This is a genomic window from Paenibacillus hubeiensis, from assembly GCF_032334105.1.
GTDB classification, from domain to species: Bacteria; Bacillota; Bacilli; order Paenibacillales; family Paenibacillaceae; genus Paenibacillus; species Paenibacillus hubeiensis.
On record NZ_JAVYAE020000002.1, the window covers coordinates 668840 to 690679 of the forward strand.

A 21840-nucleotide genomic window follows, 5' to 3' on the forward strand; every position below is an offset into this window, starting at 1 on the left:
GTCAATCCATGAGGTGATTTCATGTCAGTCGACTTGCGGCACTTAAAATGATAGCGTTTACAATAAAAGTCAGATTTGAATTATCCATTGAAACGGTTGAAAAAATAGCGGCTGTGGTTGAACAAAACGAAGCCGGGTTGAACGATTCTGTTCGGTAAAGGCCCTTTACGAAAACAAATGTGCATTTTATGCTTTTCATTAGAGAGTGATTCGTCAGAAACATGAATGATCGCCATAGCAACGCCCATGGAACTGTAAAACAGGGAGGGTCCAATAACATGTCCACCAATCCACAATCTGCCATCACTGCGCTTCGGGTTTCCGACAACGGTCGCTATCTGGAAACGTCGGAAGGAGTCCCTTTTTTTTGGCTCGGCGACACGGCTTGGGAACTTCTGCACCGTTTGAACCGGAAAGAGAGCGAACTGTACCTCCGTACAAGGGCCGAACAGCGTTTCACAGTCATTCAAACGGTGCTGCTGGCCGAGTTCAGCGGTACCACAACGGGCAATGCTCAAGGCAGACTGCCTTTTCATATGGACGAGAATGGTCAACCTGATCCAGCCCATCCGGATACCGATGGACCTTACTCCTATTGGGATCATGTGGACGCCATGCTGAAACTTGCAGGCAGCCTTGGGCTGTATGTTGCACTGCTCCCGACTTGGGGTGACAAGTTCAACAAGAAGTGGGGGAAAGGGCCGGAAATATTTACACCGGAAACGGCCTTTGATTACGGAAAATGGCTGGGTGAGCGATACGCTGAATATCCTCAGATTATCTGGGTACTGGGGGGAGACCGTCCACTGGAGACGAAGCGCCATTTCGACATCGTCACGTCCATGGCACAGGGGCTGAAACAAGGTGGTGCCCGGCAGCTTATGGCTTTCCATCCACCGGGATGCGATTCATCTTCCCGCCAACTTCATGATGAGTCATGGCTTGATTTCAACATGATTCAATCCGGACACGGAGAGCGGGAGATTACCAATGATAGACGTGTGCAGCAAGATTATGAGCGCAAGCCGGTGAAACCCACGCTTGATGCCGAGCCATGTTACGAGGATATTCCTGTCGGGTTCCGGGGTGAACAGGGCTATTTCGATGCGGCGGATGTGAGGAAAGCTGCGTATTACGCTTTATTTGCCGGCGCGCTGGGTCATACGTATGGACACCATTCGATATGGTCAATGTACCAAGGTCCGCATGATCTCATTGAATCGAACAGCGAAGGCGATTATTTCATTATGCCATGGCTTGAAGCACTGCATCGTCCGGGAGCAAAGCAGATGCGCCATGCGCGTGCATTGCTCGAAGGGGAGCTGGGCCCGGATTGGAGACCCAATTCGAATCTGATTCATCAGAACCGTGCAGGCGCGAATCAAGCCGTTGCTGCGCAGAATAAATATAACGCTTACATTTATCTGCCCAATGGCTTGTACGTTGACGTCGTCATGGGGTATATTGAGGGCAAGCAAGCGAATGCCATGTGGTTTTGCCCCAGAACAGGAGATACGACCAAGGTTTCTTCAGATTCAGATTCAGATTCGGATTCAGATTCTACAATACCGAATCAAGGCATTCAACGTTTTGCAGCCCCAACCAGCGGAAGAGGGAATGACTGGATTTTGATTTTGAAGGGGGTCTAATGCATGTATAAGGTGATGATCGTCGAGGATGAAATGCTCGTTCGCATCGGACTGAAAAATTCCGTCGAATGGAGCAAATTCGGGTTGGAGGTCACTGCCGATTTCCCGGATGGCCTGGCCGCATGGGATTATTATGAACGCGAGAAACCCGACGTGGTCATTACCGATATCAGTATGCCAAGAATGGATGGCATGGAGCTGATCTCCAACATCCGCAAGCAAGACAAACATACACGCGTCGTTGTGCTGTCATGTCTCGAAGAGTTTGAGCTGGCCCGCAAAGCACTGACGCTGGACGTGTCCAGCTATATTCTGAAGCTGACCATGACCGAAGAAGAGATTGAGCAGGTGCTGACAGGAGTCAGGGAAGAGCTGGATCAGCAGCATACCCCGCCTCAACCGCAAGGCAGGACAGGGACGGCGTCTCCGGATATGGAGCTTGTGAAGGAAAAGATGTTTAAAGATTTTATGTTCTATCGCATTTTCTCAACGGAGGAATTCGCCAGGTTCGTCTCGGAGAGCGGTCTGCGCCTTTCGCCCGTTCGTCTTGTCGTGTGCGTAATGGAAGTGGACCGTTATGCCTCGCTCAAGGAACGTTTTCGGGATGAACACGGCCATTTGGTCAAGATGTCGCTGTTAAACATTTTAAGCGAGATCATGTCCGGTTATAAACGGGGAGAGGCGGTTCAGATCAACGACCGGCATTACGCGCTTGTATTGCATTTTGCCGATATGTTGTCCGAACAAGCCATCGTGCAGGAGCTTCGTCAGTTGCTCGAACATGTTCAGGATACGATTCGTCATTATTTCAACAGTACCGTTTCGTTCGGGATCAGCAGCATCAACGGGGGTTATGATTCGCTGCCGAGACAATACGCCGAAGCACAGCGCGCATTGCAGCGTAAATTCATCACCGGCCCGGGACAACATCATCAAGGAATAGGGCGTGCGGACCATTCGGGCGTGCTTGGGCGACTTGAACGGCTTCGAGGCCACACACCTATTCGGGAATTGCTTCCGTCACTTAAACAGAAAGAATACGACGAATTTCTGGATGAGATTGAACGCGGCATGAACGAAGAGCGAAAATCAATGGAGATCACCATTTACCAGCTTGTGCAATGGATTAATACGAATGTATACGATCATAACAATGAGAAAACGCTGCTGCTCAGCATGAACGAAAAGTTGGAAACCTGTGACACGATGCCGGATATGCTTGACCAGGTCCTTATCTATATGGACACCTTGGTTGAATTGATTCGCAAACGCTTACAAATGAGTGACGAGATTACCCGCGCCATTGAGTACATCAAGCGTCATTATACCGAAAACATCAGTCTCCAGATGGTTGCAGATCATGTAGGTCTAAGCATGGGGTATCTCAGCAACCTGTTCCGGAGAGAGCTGCAGATCACTTATATTGATTATGTGAACCGTTATCGGATTGAACGTGCCAAGGAACTGCTTGCCCAAAATCAACTGCGCTCTTCCGATGTGCCGGCTCTGGTCGGCTTTTCGCCCGAATATACGTATTTTAGCAAGGTATTCAAAAAGATCACAGGTCTTAATCCGAACGAATACCGCCGCCAAACGACGCTCAAAGACAGAGGGTGCCATGAATGAGGACATCCGTCAAATCCCTGTTTGTCTCCAGACAGCTCCGAACACAGCTTATTCTGTATATTATGGTCATCAGCCTCGCCGTACTGGCGGGGGCTTCTTATTTTATTTATTCCTTTATGCAGAACATGATCAAAATCCAGAACGAACGGTTGCTCTACCAGCAATTCCAACAGCTTGACCATAACATAGGCGGCCTGGTGAAAGAGATCGATCGCTTATCCATGCTTTTTCTGCGGGATGATCACATTCAGCAGTTTTTGTACAAAATTTCGGAGAAAACGGAAGAGGAATTTCTCGAATCGAAAAACGACGTGCAGCGGGTGATCGCCGATTTCATCGACAACTACAACTATATTGACTCGATTTATATTACGGCGAACAATCTCGGGGCAGTAGGAGGAAGTCAGAAGCGGACGCTCGTTTACGATCGGGAAGCATGGCAGGAGAGTTTCTTTACTTCTGAGCCCTTCCGTCAAACACTTGAACAGTATCCTCATCTGGTTATCCATTCCGGGATCAAGAAATCGTTCTACAATCCGTATCTGACCGGAGAAGACGATGGTTACCTGATCAGCCTGATGCGGGGCACGCGTGCCATCTATGATCCAACAACAAGCGCCACGCTGATTTTTAATATCGATGAACGGTATCTGTCATCCATCTATGCGACGGCGCTGAACAGTGAAGAAGGCGATATGTATATCGCCAGCGCTGACGGAACAATCATTTCGGCCAGTGAGGCGGATCGGGTAGGTACGCAGAGCCACTTCAAACCGGGTGCGGAACTGACGGACGGAGCTTACGGAAGCCTGGATGACGAAAAGGCCGGACACAGCATGCAGGTTGTATATTACAAACTCCATGATGGCGGTTGGTACCTGCTGAAAGAAATTCCGCTCAGTCAGTACGCAGACCAGATTCTAGGCGTTCAACGAATGCTTGTACTGGTGTTCACGATCAGTGTGCTCGCGATATTCATAGCCTCCTACTTCTGGCTTCGCAAAATCATCAAACCGCTCAACCAATTGTCCGGCAAAATGAAAGACATGAGCCGAGGTGAACTCGGGGTTACCGTCGATCATGTTCCGAATAATGAGCTGGGCACGGTCATCCGCCGCTTTAATGAGATGTCGCTCAGCATGGTAGAACTGGTGAACAAAAACAATGAGATTCAGGAGAAAAAGAGGGAGCTGGAACTGGAGGCACTACAGTATCAGATTAATCCGCATTTCCTGTACAACACCCTGAACATGATCCGCTGGATGGCTGTCATTGTGAAGGCGGACAACATCGTAAATACGATTGTAGCACTGGGCAATATTTTGCGCCCCGTATTCTCCAGCAAAGACTCGATGTGTTCCCTGCGGGACGAACTGTCGTATCTGGACAATTATCTGAAGATCATTAACATGCGATTCAACAATAATATTACGTTTACGATGGACGTGGATGAAGAGTGGATGGATTGTCAGGTGCCGCGTTTTATTCTGCAGCCGCTGCTGGAAAATTCCATTGCTTCCGGCAGACAGAGCGAGGATTTTGCCATCCAGATCGGAATTACTGCCTCGGGCGACCATGACCGACTGATGCTGAGCGTCACCGATTCCGGCGTCGGAATGGATGCAGAGAGCCTCTTCATGTTAAACGAAAAGCTGGCCAAGGGGGAATCGCCCAAATCCACCGTTGGCGGGAGCGGAATCGGACTGAATAACGTCAATAAACGGATTCGTTTGTATTATGGACCGGACTTCGGCATTCACTTCGTTCCGGCCGATCAGGGCGCTGAGGCCATCGTTACCTTGCCTGTACATCGATTATAGAAGAGGAGCTGCGGCTTCGAATGATCCATGCTCTCGTGAGCTTCGCCGGAAGGCAGCACATGAGGGCGTTTTTTTCATATTGGAGCCCTGTTTATTCGTTCAAGCGGAGCCTCAAAATTGTTCAAGTCGGCTCGCAGGGCAGCTTTGTTTTTTTCAAGCAGATCAGGGGATCTTTCATTCAAGGGTAATAAAGAAAGCGTTATCATATGAATAAGCCAAAACGAAAGCACACGCACAAAGGAGAAATTCATATGCAACGTACCAAGACCCTGAACGGCGCCGCAACCCAAAGGACCGGCAAGCTGAATCGCAAGGATGGCATGCAGCTCCTGCTTCTGGCCACGCCATTCATACTGTTTACGCTGGCCTTCAGCTATGTCCCTTTATTCGGATGGATCTACGCATTCTTTGATTACAAACCAGGCATACCGCTTCAACAAACCCCTTTTCTGGGGCTGGAAAATTTCCGCAACATGTTCGATGATCCACGGATGGGACCCGTGCTGGCGAACACGCTGGCACTGAGCTTGTTGTCCATTGCCACCGCCCCGGTACCGATGCTGCTTGCCATACTGATCTCGGAAGTTCGCTCCGGCTGGTTCAAACGGCTGGTGCAGACCGTCTCTACACTGCCGAATTATATCAGCTGGATCATCGTATTTTCTCTCGCATTCAGCATGTTCAGTACGGAGGGAGCCGTCAATTCCATCATGATGAAAACGGGGATCGGTAGTCCACCCGTGGATATCCTCGGTAACTATGACCGGGTATGGACGGTGCAAACGTTGCTGCTGCTGTGGAAGTCTGCAGGATGGAGCGCCATCATCTATCTGGCTGCCATCGTTGGCATAGACAGCGAACAGTACGATGCAGCCAAGGTGGATGGCGCCGGGCGCATGCGTACGATCTGGCACATTACGCTGCCAAGCATCATGCCGACCTTCATTGTGCTTTTGCTGCTCTCCGTCAGCAACCTGCTGTCCGCAGGGTTTGAGCAATATCTCGTGTTCAGCAACGTTATGATTGCAGACCGGATCGAAGTGCTTGACCTCTACGTATACCGGCTCGGACTTGTGACGGGCGACTACTCGTACTCGACGGCTGTGGGCATTTTCAAAACCGTAATCAGTGTTCTGCTGCTCTTCAGCGTCAACATTCTATCCAAGAAAGTTCGCGGTCAAGGCATCGTCTGACCCCAGGGAAAGGAGCAAAACAAATATGCGCACACAACCCACAGGACAGACGCTTCGTCCCGTCCGCCATACCGACTGGAAAGACCTTGCGTTCACCCTGTTTAATTACATCGTGCTGTCCCTGCTTGTCATCATCACCATTTATCCGTTCTATTATATTTTCATCTATTCGATCAGCGATCCCATCGAGGTTCAGAAAGGCGTATATTTCTGGCCAGCCGGCTTCTCCCTTGAAGCATACCAAGCGACGGTACAGTTGCCGGGCATCATGGACGCTGCCATTGTAAGTGTCTCCCGGACCGTGCTCGGAACGTTGATTACGGTGTTCAGCTGTTCCTTCTTTGCCTATCTCATTACCAAAGAAGAGATGCCGTTCCGCAAAATCATTTACCGTTTTGTACTGATTACCATGTACTTCAATGCAGGCTTTATCCCATGGTATCTGACCATGAAAACCTATGGATTGCAGAACAATTTCCTGCTGTACATCATTCCAAGCGCGATGTCGGGCTTTAACATCATTTTGATCAAAACGTTCATCGAACAGCTGCCCGCATCCCTGGAGGAATCGGCCAAAATCGATGGGGCCGGCTACTTCCGGATCTATCGCAGCATCATTTTCCCGCTGTCAATGCCGATCATCGCCACCATTGCCGTATTCTCCGCCGTAGGTCAGTGGAATACCTGGTTCGACAACTTTTTCCTGGTGGAAAATCCGAAGGTGCAAACGTTGCAACTGGTGCTCTACAACTTTCTGAACCAGTCCAGCAACCTGTCCAATATGACGACAGAGGAGTTGACCCGCGGAGATGTTGTCCGGACGCTCACACCGCAGTCCATTCGCATGACCATTACGATGCTTGTCACGCTGCCGATTGTACTGGTGTATCCGATGCTGCAGCGGTATTTTGTCAAAGGCATCATGATGGGAGCCGTCAAGGGTTGAGGCTGAAAAATGGTGCAACCAAACCGGATTATCCGGCAATCGCCGATAATTATAGAAGAAGAAACAGGAGGGTTATGACATGAGAACTAAAAAGTCGTTCCGCCAAGTCATCGCACTGCTCATGATGACGTCTTTGCTGCTGGCAGCTTGTACGGGCAGCGGCTCGGGAACAGGCCAGACCAGCACGGGCGAAACCGGTTCGTCAGACACGGGCTCGGACAAAGACCTCGTGACGCTGCGAGTGCTCATCATGGAAACCGGTTCCAAGTGGAATACGCAGCAGAACAACGAAGTGGCCGAAGCCATTGCCGAGAAGATCGGTGTCAAAATTGAATACGTTGAAGCAGACGAAAACAAATTCAATGTATTGCTCGCTGGCGGCGATCTGCCCGACCTGGTGCGCACGGACGTGAACAAATATCAAAAACAACTGATTGAAGGGGATCTGATCGTTCCGCTCGACGATCTGCTCGCTACATCCGGCAAAGACATTACGGCGAACATCGGTACTGTGGTCGAATACAGCAAAAAGAACTGGAGCAACGGTACCGGCAACCTGTATTTCCTGCCTCCCCAAGTGCAATCCAAACCGGGCACTTCAATTGCGCCAATCACTATAGGCCCGACGATTCGTTGGGACTGGTACAAGGAGATTGGCACACCGGAAATGGCCACAATGGATGACTTGCTGGACGTTGTCGAAAAAATTGTGGAGAAGCACCCGCAGACCGAAGACGGCAAAAAGGTGTACGGCGTGTCCATGTGGCAAGATTGGGGATTATGGCCTTATACGATTCCGCCAATCATCTTTACCGAGAATGTAGGGGCTACAAGCGACCTGACTGCATCCAAAGTTGGCGGGAGCGACTTCATCAGCAACTTGACCGACGAGTCCTCCAACTTCTGGACTGCACTGGACTTCTATAACAAGGCTCAACGCAGAGGATTGCTCGATCCGGATTCCCTGACGATGAAGAACAATGACTACATGGCAAAGGCAACTGCAGGACAGATCGTTGTTGGTCCCGCCACCTGGGCGATGGGGGATTTCAATGCACAGCATGCCAATGATGGCAAAGGATATCTGGTTGTGCCTGCCGGCAAACTGGCCTGGACGGGTGCAGTCAATCCGCTCGGATGGCAGGATAAAGCCTACAGCATATCCAAAACATCAAAACATCCTGAAAAAGCGATGGAATTCCTCAATTATATTTACTCTTATGAGGGTGCACGCACCATGTATAACGGCGTAGAAGGCAAGCACTGGAAGATGGTGGACGGCAAACCGACACTCACGGACGAAACACTCGCATTGAAAGCAGCAGGCGGAGCTCCCTACGAAGCAACCGGACTTTCGCTGGATCGCAACATCATCGGTCTTGGCGGCAACATGATCAATCCCGATGACAAGATGCCGGTCGACCTCTTTACCTCGGAGGAGGCGCTGTCCAAAGCGGCCACCCCGCTTGAGAAAGATTTTGCAGAACACTATGGTGCTTCTTACTCGGGAGAGGTATTCAAAAAGTTGATCGATGAAGGCAAACTAAATACGTTCACCACCTGGATGAATGGCATGACGGACGAGGAGATCGTGCAGCGCAACACCGTTCCGGGCGTAACCTTGGACGACAAGCTGAAGAAACAGGAAGCCGAACTTAAAGAGCTGGCTGCGCGCGAAGCGGCCAAAGTTATTCTTTCCAAGGATGAACAGGCATTCGAAGCAAATAAACAGGCTGCGCTTGCGGCATTCAAAAAAGCAGGAGCAGATGAGTTTACGGCCTGGTATAACGCCGAAGTGCAGCGGCTTCGTCAAGCTCACGGGCTGTAATACGACTTCGCTCGCAACGGCAAGTGTCATGAAGAGGGGCTAAAGCTGTGAAGTTTTAGCCCCTTATTATTGAAACATACAGGGGAACGGGAGTTGATGCAGCAATGGATCACATTTTATCGACTGGCGGGAGGGATCTGCCGACGGAACGGAAAGGAAGCGTTGTTCAGACGGAAGCATTCACGTGGCGTGCCTCATGGATCTGGGGAGAAGGCGAGGACTGGCCGCGCAACGAATGGCGTTGTTTTCGCCGGGAATTCGAATTGCATCATTGGGAGTATGGAAGCGCCGAGGTAACCATCACAGCAGATGCCAGATATGTGTTATATGTCAACGGTGTACTGTGCGGAAGAGGACCCAATCGCTCTTGGCCTTCTGAACTTAACTATCACGTGCATGAAGTGGGCCATCTGCTGCATTCCGGTCGTAATACACTGGCTGTACTTGTCATCAGCTATGGTGCAGCTACGTTCGCGTATCTGCCGGGAAGGGGCGGGCTTCTCGCTCAACTGGAGTCGGTTCGCTATGAGGCTGATGGGAGTTACCTGAGAAAAGAACTTATCGTGGGTACGGATGCATCCTGGCAGACGGCTCTGCATGACGGATATGAACGAAGGTCAGCGCGCATGTCCTGTCAGCTTGGTTTTGCCGAACAGGTGGATGCGCGCCGCTGGAATGATCGTTGGCAAGGAGTCGAAACCTTGCCGATCGCAGAGCACGGCGTTTGGACTCCTGCCCGCATCATCGGCACGCCTGGCGATGCGCCATGGGAATGCCTGGTTGCAAGTGACATTCCCGAACTGACGGAGCAAGAAGTATGGCCTGTTCGCGTGGAATCATTGAAAGAAGCATTTCTTGTGCCCTGGACGTATGTGCTCGATGTACGTGAAGCGATGGAGCCGACAAGCAGGATGCACGCCAATCCGGTATCCTTTGCCGGTTATGTCGCAGCGGTCATTCGCGCAAGTAGCGAAGCCGAAGCCGTTGTCGGATTTTTCAGCGCGTTCCATGCTCTTCGCGGCATCGCGCTTAACGGCTCATATTATCCTGCATCAGCTATGGAGGGAGAACGGCCGCGCCGTCTTCAGCGGGTAACGTTGCAGCAGGGAGACAATCTGCTGCTGATCGAGCTGGCAGGGCAGGATCATGGCGGCGGTCTGCACTTCGGAATCGACTGCGATGTTCCGTTTACGGTTGTATCGCCATTCGATGATGCGCAAACGGGCAAAACACCGTTTGTCCTGATGGGTCCGTTTGCCACCCTCGTGCATATCGACCACCAGCCGGATCGCGATCCAATCCGAGCATATCAGGGCTTTGGCGGCAATCAGCCTCTGGACGAGAAGGCATTTCCGGATGCCGATGTATATCTGCGATGCCGCAGTTTGGCTTCCGTCCCTGAACTTGCTCCATTCCGCGGCTGGATGAAGCCATTCCCCGAGAGGTTAAGCTCGGATGCTTCAATCTTTGCGTCCAGCATCTGGAAGAGGCAGGAGCAGGCGCGTCCTGTTCCTGCGTCCTTGCAGCAGGTATGCGCCGCAAATCGGCAGCCTGCAATCGTTCCGGCAAGCTCTGCCGGAAGGAGCACGGAGCTGATTCTGGACTTTGGCCGCGAATGGTCAGGCTATCTGCGATTCGAGGTCGATGCGGCGGCCGGCACCGTCATCGACGCGTATGGCTTCGAGTATATGGACGGCGACTGGCGACAGGATACCTTTGGCGTGGATAATACGCTTCGCTATGTATGCCGCGAAGGCAGACAACGCTACGAATCGCCGATTCGGCGCGGACTTCGTTATCTCATGCTTACCATACACGGGAATGCGAGACCTGTGCGACTGTTCGGCATTACCCTTGTGCAAAGCAACTATCCGGTGGCAGAGATCGGCCGATTTCATAGTTCGGACGCGATCCTGAACGACATTTGGGAGATCAGCAAGCATACCACCCGGCTGTGCATGGAGGATACATTTGTGGATTGTCCCACGTATGAACAGGTGTTTTGGGTTGGCGACAGCCGCAATGAAGCGCTCGTGAACTACTATGTATTCGGTGCAACGGATATCGTAAAACATTGTCTGCAGCTTGTTCCGGGATCAAGCCGGCAAACGCCGCTCTATGTGGATCAGGTGCCCAGCGGCTGGAGCAGCGTGATTCCGAATTGGACGTTTTTCTGGGTCACCGCTTGCCTTGAATATGCCCGTCATACGGGAAGCAGGAACTTTGCAGCGAAAATCTGGCCCAAGGTAAAGTTCACGCTCGATCACTATATCTCACATATCGATGCCAGAGGACTATTGATCATTGAAGCCTGGAATCTGCTGGACTGGGCACCATTGGAGCAGCCGAACGACGGGACGGTCACCCATCAAAATGCGATATTTGCGCGCACGCTGGCAGACGCGGCCCAATTGGCCGAATTGGCAGGGTGCGCAGAAGACAGCCCATACTACTGTTCCGCATCGGAAAGAGTGGCCCGCGCCATAAATCGTTATCTATGGAGTGATGATCGGCAGGCTTATATGGACTGCATCCATGCCAATGGCTCTCTTTCCAGCACCTATAGTATGCAGACGCAGGTGATGGCGCTGGTTACCGGGATTGCAGCAAATGAGCGAAAGGAGAAGCTCAACGCATATTTAACATCGCCGCCTGAAGATTTTGTAACCATAGGCAGTCCGTTTATGACGTTCTTCTATTATGAGGCGCTAGTGATGAACGGCAAGACGGATCATATGCTCCGGGACATGAGAGAGAGGTTTGGGGAAATGGTGAAACATGAGGCGACCACTTGCTGGGAGATGTATCCGGGATTTGCCGAGAATCGGCCCAATCCGAAATACCTGACACGCAGTCATTGCCACGCCTGGTCGGCAGCACCAGGTTACTTTTTGGGAATATCGGTGCTCGGGGTTCGCCCGATTGCAGACGGTTGGACACGAGTTCGGGTTGCTCCCCAGCCTGGCCATCTCCAATGGGCAAAAGGAGCTGTGCCTCTTCCTGGCGACGGAAGGATCGACGTGAAATGGGAGATTCGGGAAGAGGAAGGCAGCGAGTCCACGTTTCATTTGGAGGTATGTGCTCCGAAAGAAATTGCAATTGTAATGGAAGCACCTGAAGGATACCGACCAGTGCTTGTACACAGGACTTTATGAGTGCACATTTAAAGCGAAACGGATCAAGAATGGAGAGTTAGCGCGATGACACACATCTCATATTACCGTACAAATGAAAGCAAACGCTTTCTGGACGAAGTTCAGGACGAGGCCTATGCCCGTTCCTCGCTGCATGGGGATGCATGGGTGGAGATGGACAGCCGCATTCCAGTCCGCTATACGACAGATAAAGCGCACACTCCAATAGCATCCCGCCATGCCGGTGCAGAGCCATCACCTGATTTCACATATGCCAATCCCCACAACGATCGCAATTCTTCCTCCGAAGAAACATTACTTCTGTCCGGAACCTGGCGAATGAAGGGAGGCGAGGCGGCTGATCATGGAGATCCGGCGCCTGCGACGGGCTGGTTTGGGCGAAAAGCCCGGGCGAGTGAAGGCATGCGGGAACGTTGGTACGAACCGGCTCACGATCGGAGCGATTGGCTGGAAGTCAGCGTGCCCACAACGGTGCAAAAAGCGCTGGTTGATCAGGAGCTGCTGGAAGATCCCCACTGGAATACTAATACTATCGATGAACTGGAGCATCACGGCATGCCTGAAGAGACCCCCGTCTGGTTCCGCAGGACACGTGTGGAATGCAAGGAATGGTGGTTTGCTACGTCATTTGAACTGCCTGAAGAATGGGTGGGGCGCCGACTTTCCTTGCAGTTCGACGGGATCGACTATTCGGGCACCGTATTTCTCAACGGCGCATCGCTGGGACATCATCAGGGCATGTTTGGCGGCCCCATTCATGACATTACAGAATTGGTTCGATGTGATAAACCCAATGTGGTTGTCGTTCGGCTGGACCCTGCACCTCGAAGCTGGAACGGCCTGATGAAGCCAAGTCCGGGCTTTGGCTGGCATTATGGACACCTCATTTCAATCGGCATCTGGAAGGATGTACGGGTGGTGGCCGAACCGGATATAGCTTTGCTTGATCCGTATGTTGTAACCCTGTCCCACACCTCGGATGAAGCTGTGCTTCACTTGGAGTTTACGGCTGAGAGCAGTCTCGTTGAGCCAGTGGAATTATCCATCAAAGGTTATATCCGATCAAAGAAATCGAAAATGGATGTTGATTCATTTGACCCCGATAACCAAACATGCTGCCAAAGGGATACCCATTTTACTTATTCCATTGAAGTGCCATATGGTCGCAGCAAATTCAGTACCGTGATCAGACTGACCGATCCCGAGGTTTGGTGGCCGGCGGGTTACGGTGAACAGCCTCTCTATGAGCTTGTGTTATCCGGATCAAATTTTGAGCCCATTAAAGTTGGCGAAGCTCACACGTCTTTTGGCATCCGCACGCTTGAAATGCGCCCTATGACCGATGCAGCTCCGGAAACGGAATATCGCTGGCAGTTTGTCATCAATGGCGAGCCAATGTTCATCAAAGGCGCTAACTGGTGTTGGCCTGATGCCATGCTCGACCAGCAGAAAGGGCAGTATGAACGACTGCTGGAGCTCGCCCGCAGGGGAAATGTGCAGATGCTCCGGGCATGGGGCGGCGGGTTGGTGGAAAGTGACGAATTTTATAATCTGTGTGATGAAAAAGGCATTATGGTCTATCAGGAATTCCCGCTCTGCTGGGGTCCGCCCGATTCACCGCTGACTGACCTCGGCGTCATCGACCGGCAGACCGTGCTTTCGGTGAAACGGCTGAGGAACCATCCTTCCTTGATCATGTGGGGCGGCGGCAACGAAAACGGCAATCATGGCGGTGCAGATGAAGGACTCTTTCTGGTTGGAAAAAGATGCCGCGGATACGATCCGTCCCGACCGTTCCATCGAACCGATCCATGGGGCGGCAGCGTGCATAATTGGAACGTATATCACGGGGGTGAACCCTTGGATGAGGCAACGTTAGCGATGCCTTCAGTGTTTTACGGCGAATTCGGCATTCCAAGTCAGACCAATGTTTCAAGCTGTCTCCGCTATATGCCGGAGGAAGAACTGGCGTCATTTCCTCCAACCGAAGACAGCAGGGGCTGGAAAGCGCATTTTCACCAGTTCGGTCTGAAGGATGTCATTAAAGTCATGCGTTACGCCGCATACGGACCGATCCGCGACTGGCAGGACTACATCAACTACTCCCAGACCGCTCAAGGTGATGCGATCCGGCTGACCGCTGATGTACAGAGGGCAGGAACAGGGAGAGACAAGAGCGGCTTTTGGTACTACAAATTCACGGATTGTTTTCCCGGACATTCGTGGGCGGTGGTCGATTTTTACGGTACACCGAAGCTGTCCTATTATCGTGCCAAACAGGCTTCACGTCCGCAAAATGCTTTTATCACCTGCGCCAAATCGGATGCGTGGCAGCCAGATGAAACGTTCCGCGCAGCACTGCATGTCGTGAACGATTCGCGTAACGTCCTTATAAATGCAGCTATCCAAGTCTCGATGTACGACAGCCAATTAACCGAGATGACAACGTGGAATTATCCGGCGCTAACCTTGAAGCCCGGGCTGGCGAGCTGCATCGATCAGCTGGAAGTAACTTTGCCGGAAGAATCCGCAATTCGGCCGTTCTTGATTGCCGTCATGCTTCATGAAAGCAATGGAATGCTCGTGTCCGATCAGTGGTATTGGTTCAATGCCCAGCCGAAGACCCCAGAGCTGATAACTTTTGAGAGGGAGCATCGGCATCAAGCAAACGAATATCCGGGCGATCAGGCCAAGCAGGCGTTTGCATTGTACGCCGAACTTTCCGATGCACCGCTGCGTGAACTTCCGCGCACCACGCTTGAATGGTCTGTCGAGACCCAAGACAAGAACGGTTTCATTGCCATTCGAAACATGGGAAACGTGCCTGCGATTCGGGTGATGATTCACCATTTTCCCGACGAGTGGGGTTGTTATCTGGATGACAACGATTTTGGACTGCTTGCGGGAGAAGAGAGACGCATCCCGTTTGAAATCAGTCCTGAGGTGATGCTGGACGGAATTACTGTAAGTGCTTGGAATGCGTTTGAGACATCCTGGAGCGGCGTGCCCATCATAAGCAAATCGTGCTGACTGACAGGAAGGAGCAATAACATGACATCCATGAAGACCATGGTGGAAATGAAGGAGAAATCAGGATCTGACGAATGGTATGCCAAGTGGATTACGCGCCCCGTAGTCCAGCATCATGACTGGTTTTCATATCAGGCAGAGGTCATTCTCAGCGTGGAAGAAGGTGGTGCCGCATTTCTGTTCGGTTATCGTGATGAAGGCAATCACTGCGGTATTGAACTGCATGAGCATGAAGAAGACATACAGCAGACGCTCGTGTACATTTACCGCGTTGAAGAAGACGTACGCCTGGCTTTGGGGAAGATTGTTTTACCTGCGTTGCACAAACTTCCTCCACGTCTTTCGCTCAAGATACGTACGGAAGCCGGGGAATGGCAAGTATCCATAGATGAACATTACACGCATCGCTGCATGGCAGCGGATTATGAAGGAACGATTGCATTCCGGACGACAGACGGGCAAAAGGCAACCTTCCGTGATCTGAAGCTCAGCGGGGGTGATGGCCGTGTGCTGTACTCCAACCGCTTTTATGATCCGAAGACGACTCATTTTACCACAGGCACGATTAGCCCTTCGGGGAATGGGCTCGTGCTTGAGGAAAACATGCTGTCAATCTGTAAGGCACCCCTTCCTGTTGACAGCCCTCAGTTTCGCAAAACATTTGAATTGCCGTCGTCTGCACTCGAAGCCAGACTGCGGATCTATTCGGTAGGTTGGTATGAGCTTTGCATCAACGGGAACCGGGCGGACAACCGTGTTCTGGCTCCAGCCAATTCGCCGTATTCCCGCAGAATGCTCTATGACACCTATGACGTGACCCATCTGCTTCAAGAAGGAGAAAACGTCCTCGGCGTGTGGCTCGGGAATGGTTACCATTTCAATTATTCGCGGTGGGGATGGAAATGGAATCGGGATAAAGCCTTTATCCTGCAATTGGACCTCCGGTTTGAGGATGGCGGCACGCGCACTATCATGACGGACGAATCTTGGTCATTCGCGTCAAGCCCGATTCTTTCCAACGATATCTATGACGGGGAGTCCTATGATGCACAACAGGAGCACATCGGTTGGGATCAACCGGGATTTCTTGAAAACGGGGATTGGTCGAGGGCTGTAACTGCCGAACCGCCTGTCGGCAAGCTTGAAGCGAACATCCAACCTCCTGTTGTGCCTCGCAACCCGGTCGAGCCCATCGCTGTCTTTCGGCCACGTCCGGGCGTGGGCGTATACGATTTTGGTCAAAACATGGCAGGGTGGGTTCGCATTCAGGTAACCGGTCCTGAAGGCAGTCAAGTGCGGCTGAGATACAGCGAGCTGGTCGATGAACAAGGCAGCATCGATCCCTGGACGAATCGAAATGCCAAAGCAACCGACACGTACATTCTCCGCGGGGAGCCGGAAGAACGTTATGCACCTCGCTTCACTTATCACGGCTTCCGTTATGTGGAAGTCAGCGGTGAAACAGATCAACTCTCCATTCAGGCCATTCCCATTCATGCAAATGTCGAGCCGGCCGGCAGCTTTGAATGTTCGGATGAAGGCATCAATCAGCTCTACAGCAATATTCGTTGGTCGTACCTCAACAATCTGGTCAGCATACCCACGGATTGCTGTCAGCGTGATGAGCGCACGCCTTGTCTCATGGATTCCGCTGTCGTTGAGGAAGCCGGCATGCACCATTTCCATATGCAGAATTACTACCGCAAATGGCTCGGAGATATTGAAGAAAGCATGACCAACCCGGACTGGAGCGGGGACAAAGTCTTCCTTCCTTGGCGTCTCTATCAGCATTACAACGATCTGGATACTTTACGCCAGAGTTATCCGTCCATGAAAGCATATATTGACCATCTGCATCAGGTATGGCCAGACCATCAGGTGAAGGATGGCTTTGGGGACTGGTGCCCTCCCAATGATGATGGTTGGGAAAACTACTTTCACGAAGTCGAACTGGTGAATACAAGTATTTACTACAAAATCACGTCCATTGTTGCCGAAACGGCGGTGATCCTGGGCATGAGCGCAGATCATGAACATTATTCGGGGCTGGCTCGGGATATCAATCAGACCTTTCATCGCCATTGGAACTTGGGGAACGGTGTTTACGGCAGCGGTTCCCAGACCGCTCAGCTTCTGCCGCTCGCGTTTGGCATGGTGCCGGTCAAAGAGCGGACCTCAGCCGCAGAGCGGCTTGTGGAAGCTATCTGGGAACACGGCGGTCATCTTCATACAGGCATCTATGGCACAAGATATTTGATTGACGTATTGGCGGACTACGGGTACATCGATGTTGCCTATGAGCTTCTGAGCAAGAAGGAATATCCCGGCTTCGGATACCAGATTGAGCGCGGAGCCACGACGCTCTGGGAGCAATGGAGCGAGAAAGGTGGCATGCATTCCCATGACCACGCCATGTTCGGGGGCATCAGCGTTTCTTTTTACACGCGACTGGCTGGCATTAGGCCCGACTCGCCAGGTTATGAAAAAATATGGATCGAGCCGATCATCCCCTCAAAGTTGGAACGGGTGAGCGCTTCGCTAAGGACGGCACATGGAACCATTGCGGTAGCATGGAAGAAAGACGAGGCAGGCCTGCATATGGAGGTGACGATCCCTGAAGGAACCACAGCCACGCTTGTTGTGCCTCCTGATACAGTAAATGCCGCGAAACTGCGCCGTTCTCACAAATTGAACCCGGGACGACACGTCTTCTCCATCCCAATCGGTACGATCCGATAAAATATGCAGAAAAGGGGAAATACAGATGACGGATATGACGCATCGTTATGAAAACGGATTTCCAAAGATCGGCATTCGCCCGATCGTGGATCGCCGCAAGCTTGTAAAGGCTGCGCTAGCTGGCAGCACGATGGAACTGGCGCATGAAGCTGCTGCTGCGATTACCTCCGTTCTCCGGAACCCGGACGGCTCCCCAGTGCAGGTTGTCATCTTTGATACATGCATCTCCGGAATGAGCGAAGCAGCCCGCTGTGCCGAGCAATTCAGGAAGGAAGGCGTCGGCGTCCTGGTCACGGTGGCAAACGGTTGGTGTTATCCGCTTGAAACGTTGGAAACGGATCCAACCCTGCCGCACGCCGTCTGGGGATTCAATGGCACCGAACGGCCCGGTGCGGTCTACCTGGCTGCGCTGCATGCGGCGCATAACCAGAAAGGCCTGCCCATTTTCAAAATCTACGGCAGGCATATTCAGGACCGGGAGGAACGCAATCTGCCAGAGGATGTTAGGGATCAACTGATCCGGTTCACCCGTGCGGGTCTGGCTGCTGCACTGCTGCGAGGAAAATCCTATCTGTCGATCGGCTCCGTCTCCATGGGCATCGCAGGTTGTGTTGTAGACGAAGATTTCTACCAGCGTTATCTGGGCATGCGCAACGCCTATGTGGACATGACTGAGGTTGCGCGCAGGCTGGAGAAACATATTTATGACGAGCAGGAATTCCACTCAGCTATGGATTGGGCCGAGCTTCATTGCAAAGAAGGACCTGATCCCAATCCGGAATCGGTTCAAATCGATCCAGAGAGCAAAAAGGAAAACTGGAAAACTTCCATCCGCATGACGTTGATCGTGCGTGATCTGATGATTGGCAATCCCAAACTGGCCGAGTTGGGATATGAAGAGGAGGCGTATGGTTATAACGCCATTGCTTCCGGGTTCCAGGGACAGCGTGAATGGACCGATCACCTTCCCAGTGCGGATGTGCTGGAAGCAATTCTGTGCAGTTCATTCGACTGGAATGGCATTCGCGAACCCTATATGGTCGCCACCGAGAACGATAATCTGAACGCCATCACCATGTTGTTCAATCACTATTTGTCGCATACCGCCCAGATTTTTGCCGATGTTCGCGCGTTTTGGAGTCCGGAAGCTGTGAAACGAGTGACAGACTGGCAGCCGGATGGCTTGGCTGCGGCAGGGTTCATGCATCTGATCAATTCGGGACCGGCGGCGCTTGATGGAACGGGGGAGCAGCTTCGCGACGGTCAGCCCGCGATGAAGCCTCACTGGGAGATTGAAGAACAGGAGGTTCAGGCTTGCCTAAATGCTGTAAGCTGGCGATCAACCTATATGGACCAATTTGCAGGCGGAGGCTATTCTACCGACTTTACAACGCGAGGGGGAATGCCCGTCACGATGGCACGCATTAACCTCATAGCAGGGCTGGGGCCGGTGCTTCAGCTTGCGGAAGGGTATACTTTGGAGTTGCCGGAGGAAGTACATCAACGACTGGATCTGCGAACGACGCCAACGTGGCCGACGACATGGTTTGTTCCGAAACGGGTAGCAGGTGATCCGATATTCGATGACGTCTACAGCGTGATGGAAGCCTGGGGTTCGAACCATTGTGCTGTAAGCTATGGCCACATCGGAGCCGACTTGATTACGCTTGCGAGCATATTGCGCATTCCGGTTAACATGCACAATGTTGAAGCAAAGCGCATTTTCCGGCCTAGCGCCTGGTCAGCATTTGGCACGAAAGATCCGGAAGCTGCAGACTACCGTGCTTGTGCTGCATATGGCCCGTTGTATGGCTGAGCAGAGAGGATGGCAGGATTGGAAATCCTTTGTGACTATGGACAGGTATTCTTTCATGACTCGGAGGTTGCAGGCATATGATGACCCATTTACAGCCTAAAGGGATTGGCAACATGGAAAAGTTCGACTTGCTTCCTGTGCTAAAAGACGGCGTGCAGGTTCACTATGAAGGAAGCATCGACAAGCAGGGACGCAATGCGGACTGGGACTGGTGGCTTTATAAGGACGGGAAGGAGTGGGTGATTTTTGATTATTGCGGTCCAGGATGCATCTATAATTTCGTTCAACACCGTTATCCCGAGAGTCCGGAACCTACCTTTTCTTTTTATTTTGACGGTGAGGATACGCCCCGATTTGTGATCAAGGCCTCCGAATTCGGGAGTAAATTTCCTTTCGTAACTCCACTGGCAGACGCTTATATTGGGCCCGAGGACAATGGACGCGGACCTATTCGCGTAGTCCGAAGTTATGTCCCTATGCCCTTCAAGAAATCATGCAGAATTACCTCGGATATTCAACTGAAAGGAGCAGCCAAAGGAGATGGCGGTTGGGGCCATGTCATTTATCATTCCTATAGTGACTCTGATCAAGTGGTTACGTTCACGGGAAAAGAAAACTATGCCCCGCTGATCGAAATGTGGTCTCGGGTTGGTGAAGATCCCAAAACGGCCGTGGAATGCAAGTCTCGATATTACGAAATGTTGACCGTTAAAGCAGGGGAGAAGCTAACCATTCTGGAAGAGGTCGGGCAAGGCAGTATCGCCTCCATAAGCGCTGCATTCAATCCCCACTCCTTTTCATCCGAAGACCTGCAGCACCTTTGGATCAAAGCAAGCTGGGATAAACATGAACAACCGGATATTTGGTGCCCCATAGGTGTATTCTTCGGCAACGAGCTTGGATTGAATCCTGTCGGCGTATTGTCGCACGGAAGACGAGGGGACGGATTGTTCTATAACTATTTCTCCATGCCGTACTGGGAGCATGCGGTGATTGAACTGGTGAACAAAGGGAACCGTGACGTATGGTTATCCGAATTAAACATTGAATTTACAGAAGAGCGGAACGCTGTTTATGAGAAGGGCCGAACCGGTTATTTTCGCACATCGAAATATTATGAACGCCAGGCAACAGTAGGATCGGACAGCATCATCGGTCAACTTAAGGGAAGAGGACACATGGTAGCTGGTCATGTAACAGGTTTTACCCATAAACCGGGCACGATCAGCTGTGAGGGCGATGTCCGTGTGCATATTGACGGCAATGCGACACCACAAGTTGAAAGCGACGGTTCCGAGAGCTGGATATGTTATGGTTGGGGGTTTCCCACGCCGCCTGAATGTAATCCATCGAGCGCCTATGACGGAATTCCTGACAACCCGTGGTCCATGGTCAGAATGTGCAGCGGTGACTGGTATCCGTTTCAGACGGAGCTCGTATTTGGTATCGAAGCAGGCGAGCATAACAACCAGTATCTCGAACATTCAGGCATTCTGTTCTACTATTGTGTGGACGATCCGGGAATGGTTCTGACGGATGAAATTGATATTGGCGACTCCTCATCGGAGAGGAACCATGATTACAAAACAGAAGGCAGCCGCGGTTACTACACTCTGGATTCAGCTTATGAAGGGGATCAAGACGATATCATTATTCGCGATAGTGGGCATGAAACAGACGGTTATAGTGAATTCACAATCCGCATCAGGGAGGACAACAGCGGCGTAAGGCTGCGGCGGCGATGCGATCAGATCACAGGGAGACAACGGGCTTTCGTTCATGTAGATGGGGTGAAAGTAACAGAAAGAACGTGGTACACTGCGGACCGAAATCCCTACAAACGATGGTTGGATGATGAGTTTGTGATCCCTGCATCTTATACCAGAGGCAAGAGGGAGCTGCATATTCGAATCGAATTTATTCAGGACGGAGAGGCCAGAGCATGGAACGAATTCCGTTATTGGGTATATACGATGAACTAGAGGAACGGTGCTGATGATTGATAAGGTATCGGGACAGTTGTGGGCAAGTTTATGTT

General features: G+C 51.6%; 11 protein-coding genes. All 11 read left to right on the plus strand.

The window, feature by feature from the left end; all coding sequences use genetic code 11:
* Positions 1-278 precede the first annotated feature (278 nt).
* Positions 279-1649 (plus strand): glycoside hydrolase family 140 protein, encoded by a 1371-nt coding sequence (locus RSX24_RS09570; protein ID WP_343260401.1) that lies wholly within the window; start codon positions 279-281, stop codon positions 1647-1649.
* A gap of 3 nt (positions 1650-1652) precedes the next feature.
* Positions 1653-3275 (plus strand): response regulator, encoded by a 1623-nt coding sequence (locus tag RSX24_RS09575; RefSeq protein WP_343260402.1) that lies wholly within the window; start codon positions 1653-1655, stop codon positions 3273-3275.
* A complete protein-coding gene (locus RSX24_RS09580) occupies positions 3272-5095 on the plus strand; it encodes a cache domain-containing sensor histidine kinase (protein WP_343260403.1) in 1824 nt (607 codons plus the stop codon). Before RSX24_RS09575 ends, RSX24_RS09580 begins: the two co-directional genes overlap by 4 nt.
* A gap of 251 nt (positions 5096-5346) precedes the next feature.
* The gene (locus tag RSX24_RS09585) at positions 5347-6288 is read left to right on the plus strand and encodes an ABC transporter permease (RefSeq protein WP_339272294.1); all 942 of its coding nucleotides are present in this window, start codon (positions 5347-5349) and stop codon (positions 6286-6288) included.
* Positions 6289-6313: 25 nt separating this feature from the next.
* Entirely contained in the window at positions 6314-7234 is a 921-nt protein-coding gene (locus RSX24_RS09590; RefSeq protein ID WP_343260404.1) for a carbohydrate ABC transporter permease, read from the plus strand.
* 79 nt (positions 7235-7313) lie between these two features.
* Positions 7314-9062 carry an extracellular solute-binding protein gene (locus RSX24_RS09595; protein WP_343260405.1) on the plus strand — a complete coding sequence of 583 codons (1749 nt, stop codon included), beginning with the start codon at positions 7314-7316 and terminating at the stop codon, positions 9060-9062.
* Between the two features lie 104 nt (positions 9063-9166).
* Positions 9167-12217, plus strand: a complete 3051-nt coding sequence (locus tag RSX24_RS09600; RefSeq protein WP_343260406.1) for a family 78 glycoside hydrolase catalytic domain — start codon at positions 9167-9169, stop codon at positions 12215-12217.
* 45 nt (positions 12218-12262) lie between these two features.
* Complete coding sequence (locus RSX24_RS09605; protein ID WP_343260407.1) at positions 12263-15247, plus strand: glycoside hydrolase family 2 protein; 2985 nt, start codon at positions 12263-12265, stop codon at positions 15245-15247.
* A gap of 21 nt (positions 15248-15268) precedes the next feature.
* A complete protein-coding gene (locus RSX24_RS09610) occupies positions 15269-17986 on the plus strand; it encodes a family 78 glycoside hydrolase catalytic domain (protein WP_343260408.1) in 2718 nt (905 codons plus the stop codon).
* 25 nt (positions 17987-18011) lie between these two features.
* Complete coding sequence (locus RSX24_RS09615) at positions 18012-19802, plus strand: L-fucose isomerase (RefSeq protein ID WP_343260409.1); 1791 nt, start codon at positions 18012-18014, stop codon at positions 19800-19802.
* A gap of 77 nt (positions 19803-19879) precedes the next feature.
* The gene (locus RSX24_RS09620; RefSeq protein WP_343260410.1) at positions 19880-21784 is read left to right on the plus strand and encodes a DUF2961 domain-containing protein; all 1905 of its coding nucleotides are present in this window, start codon (positions 19880-19882) and stop codon (positions 21782-21784) included.
* Positions 21785-21840: the final 56 nt, after the last annotated feature.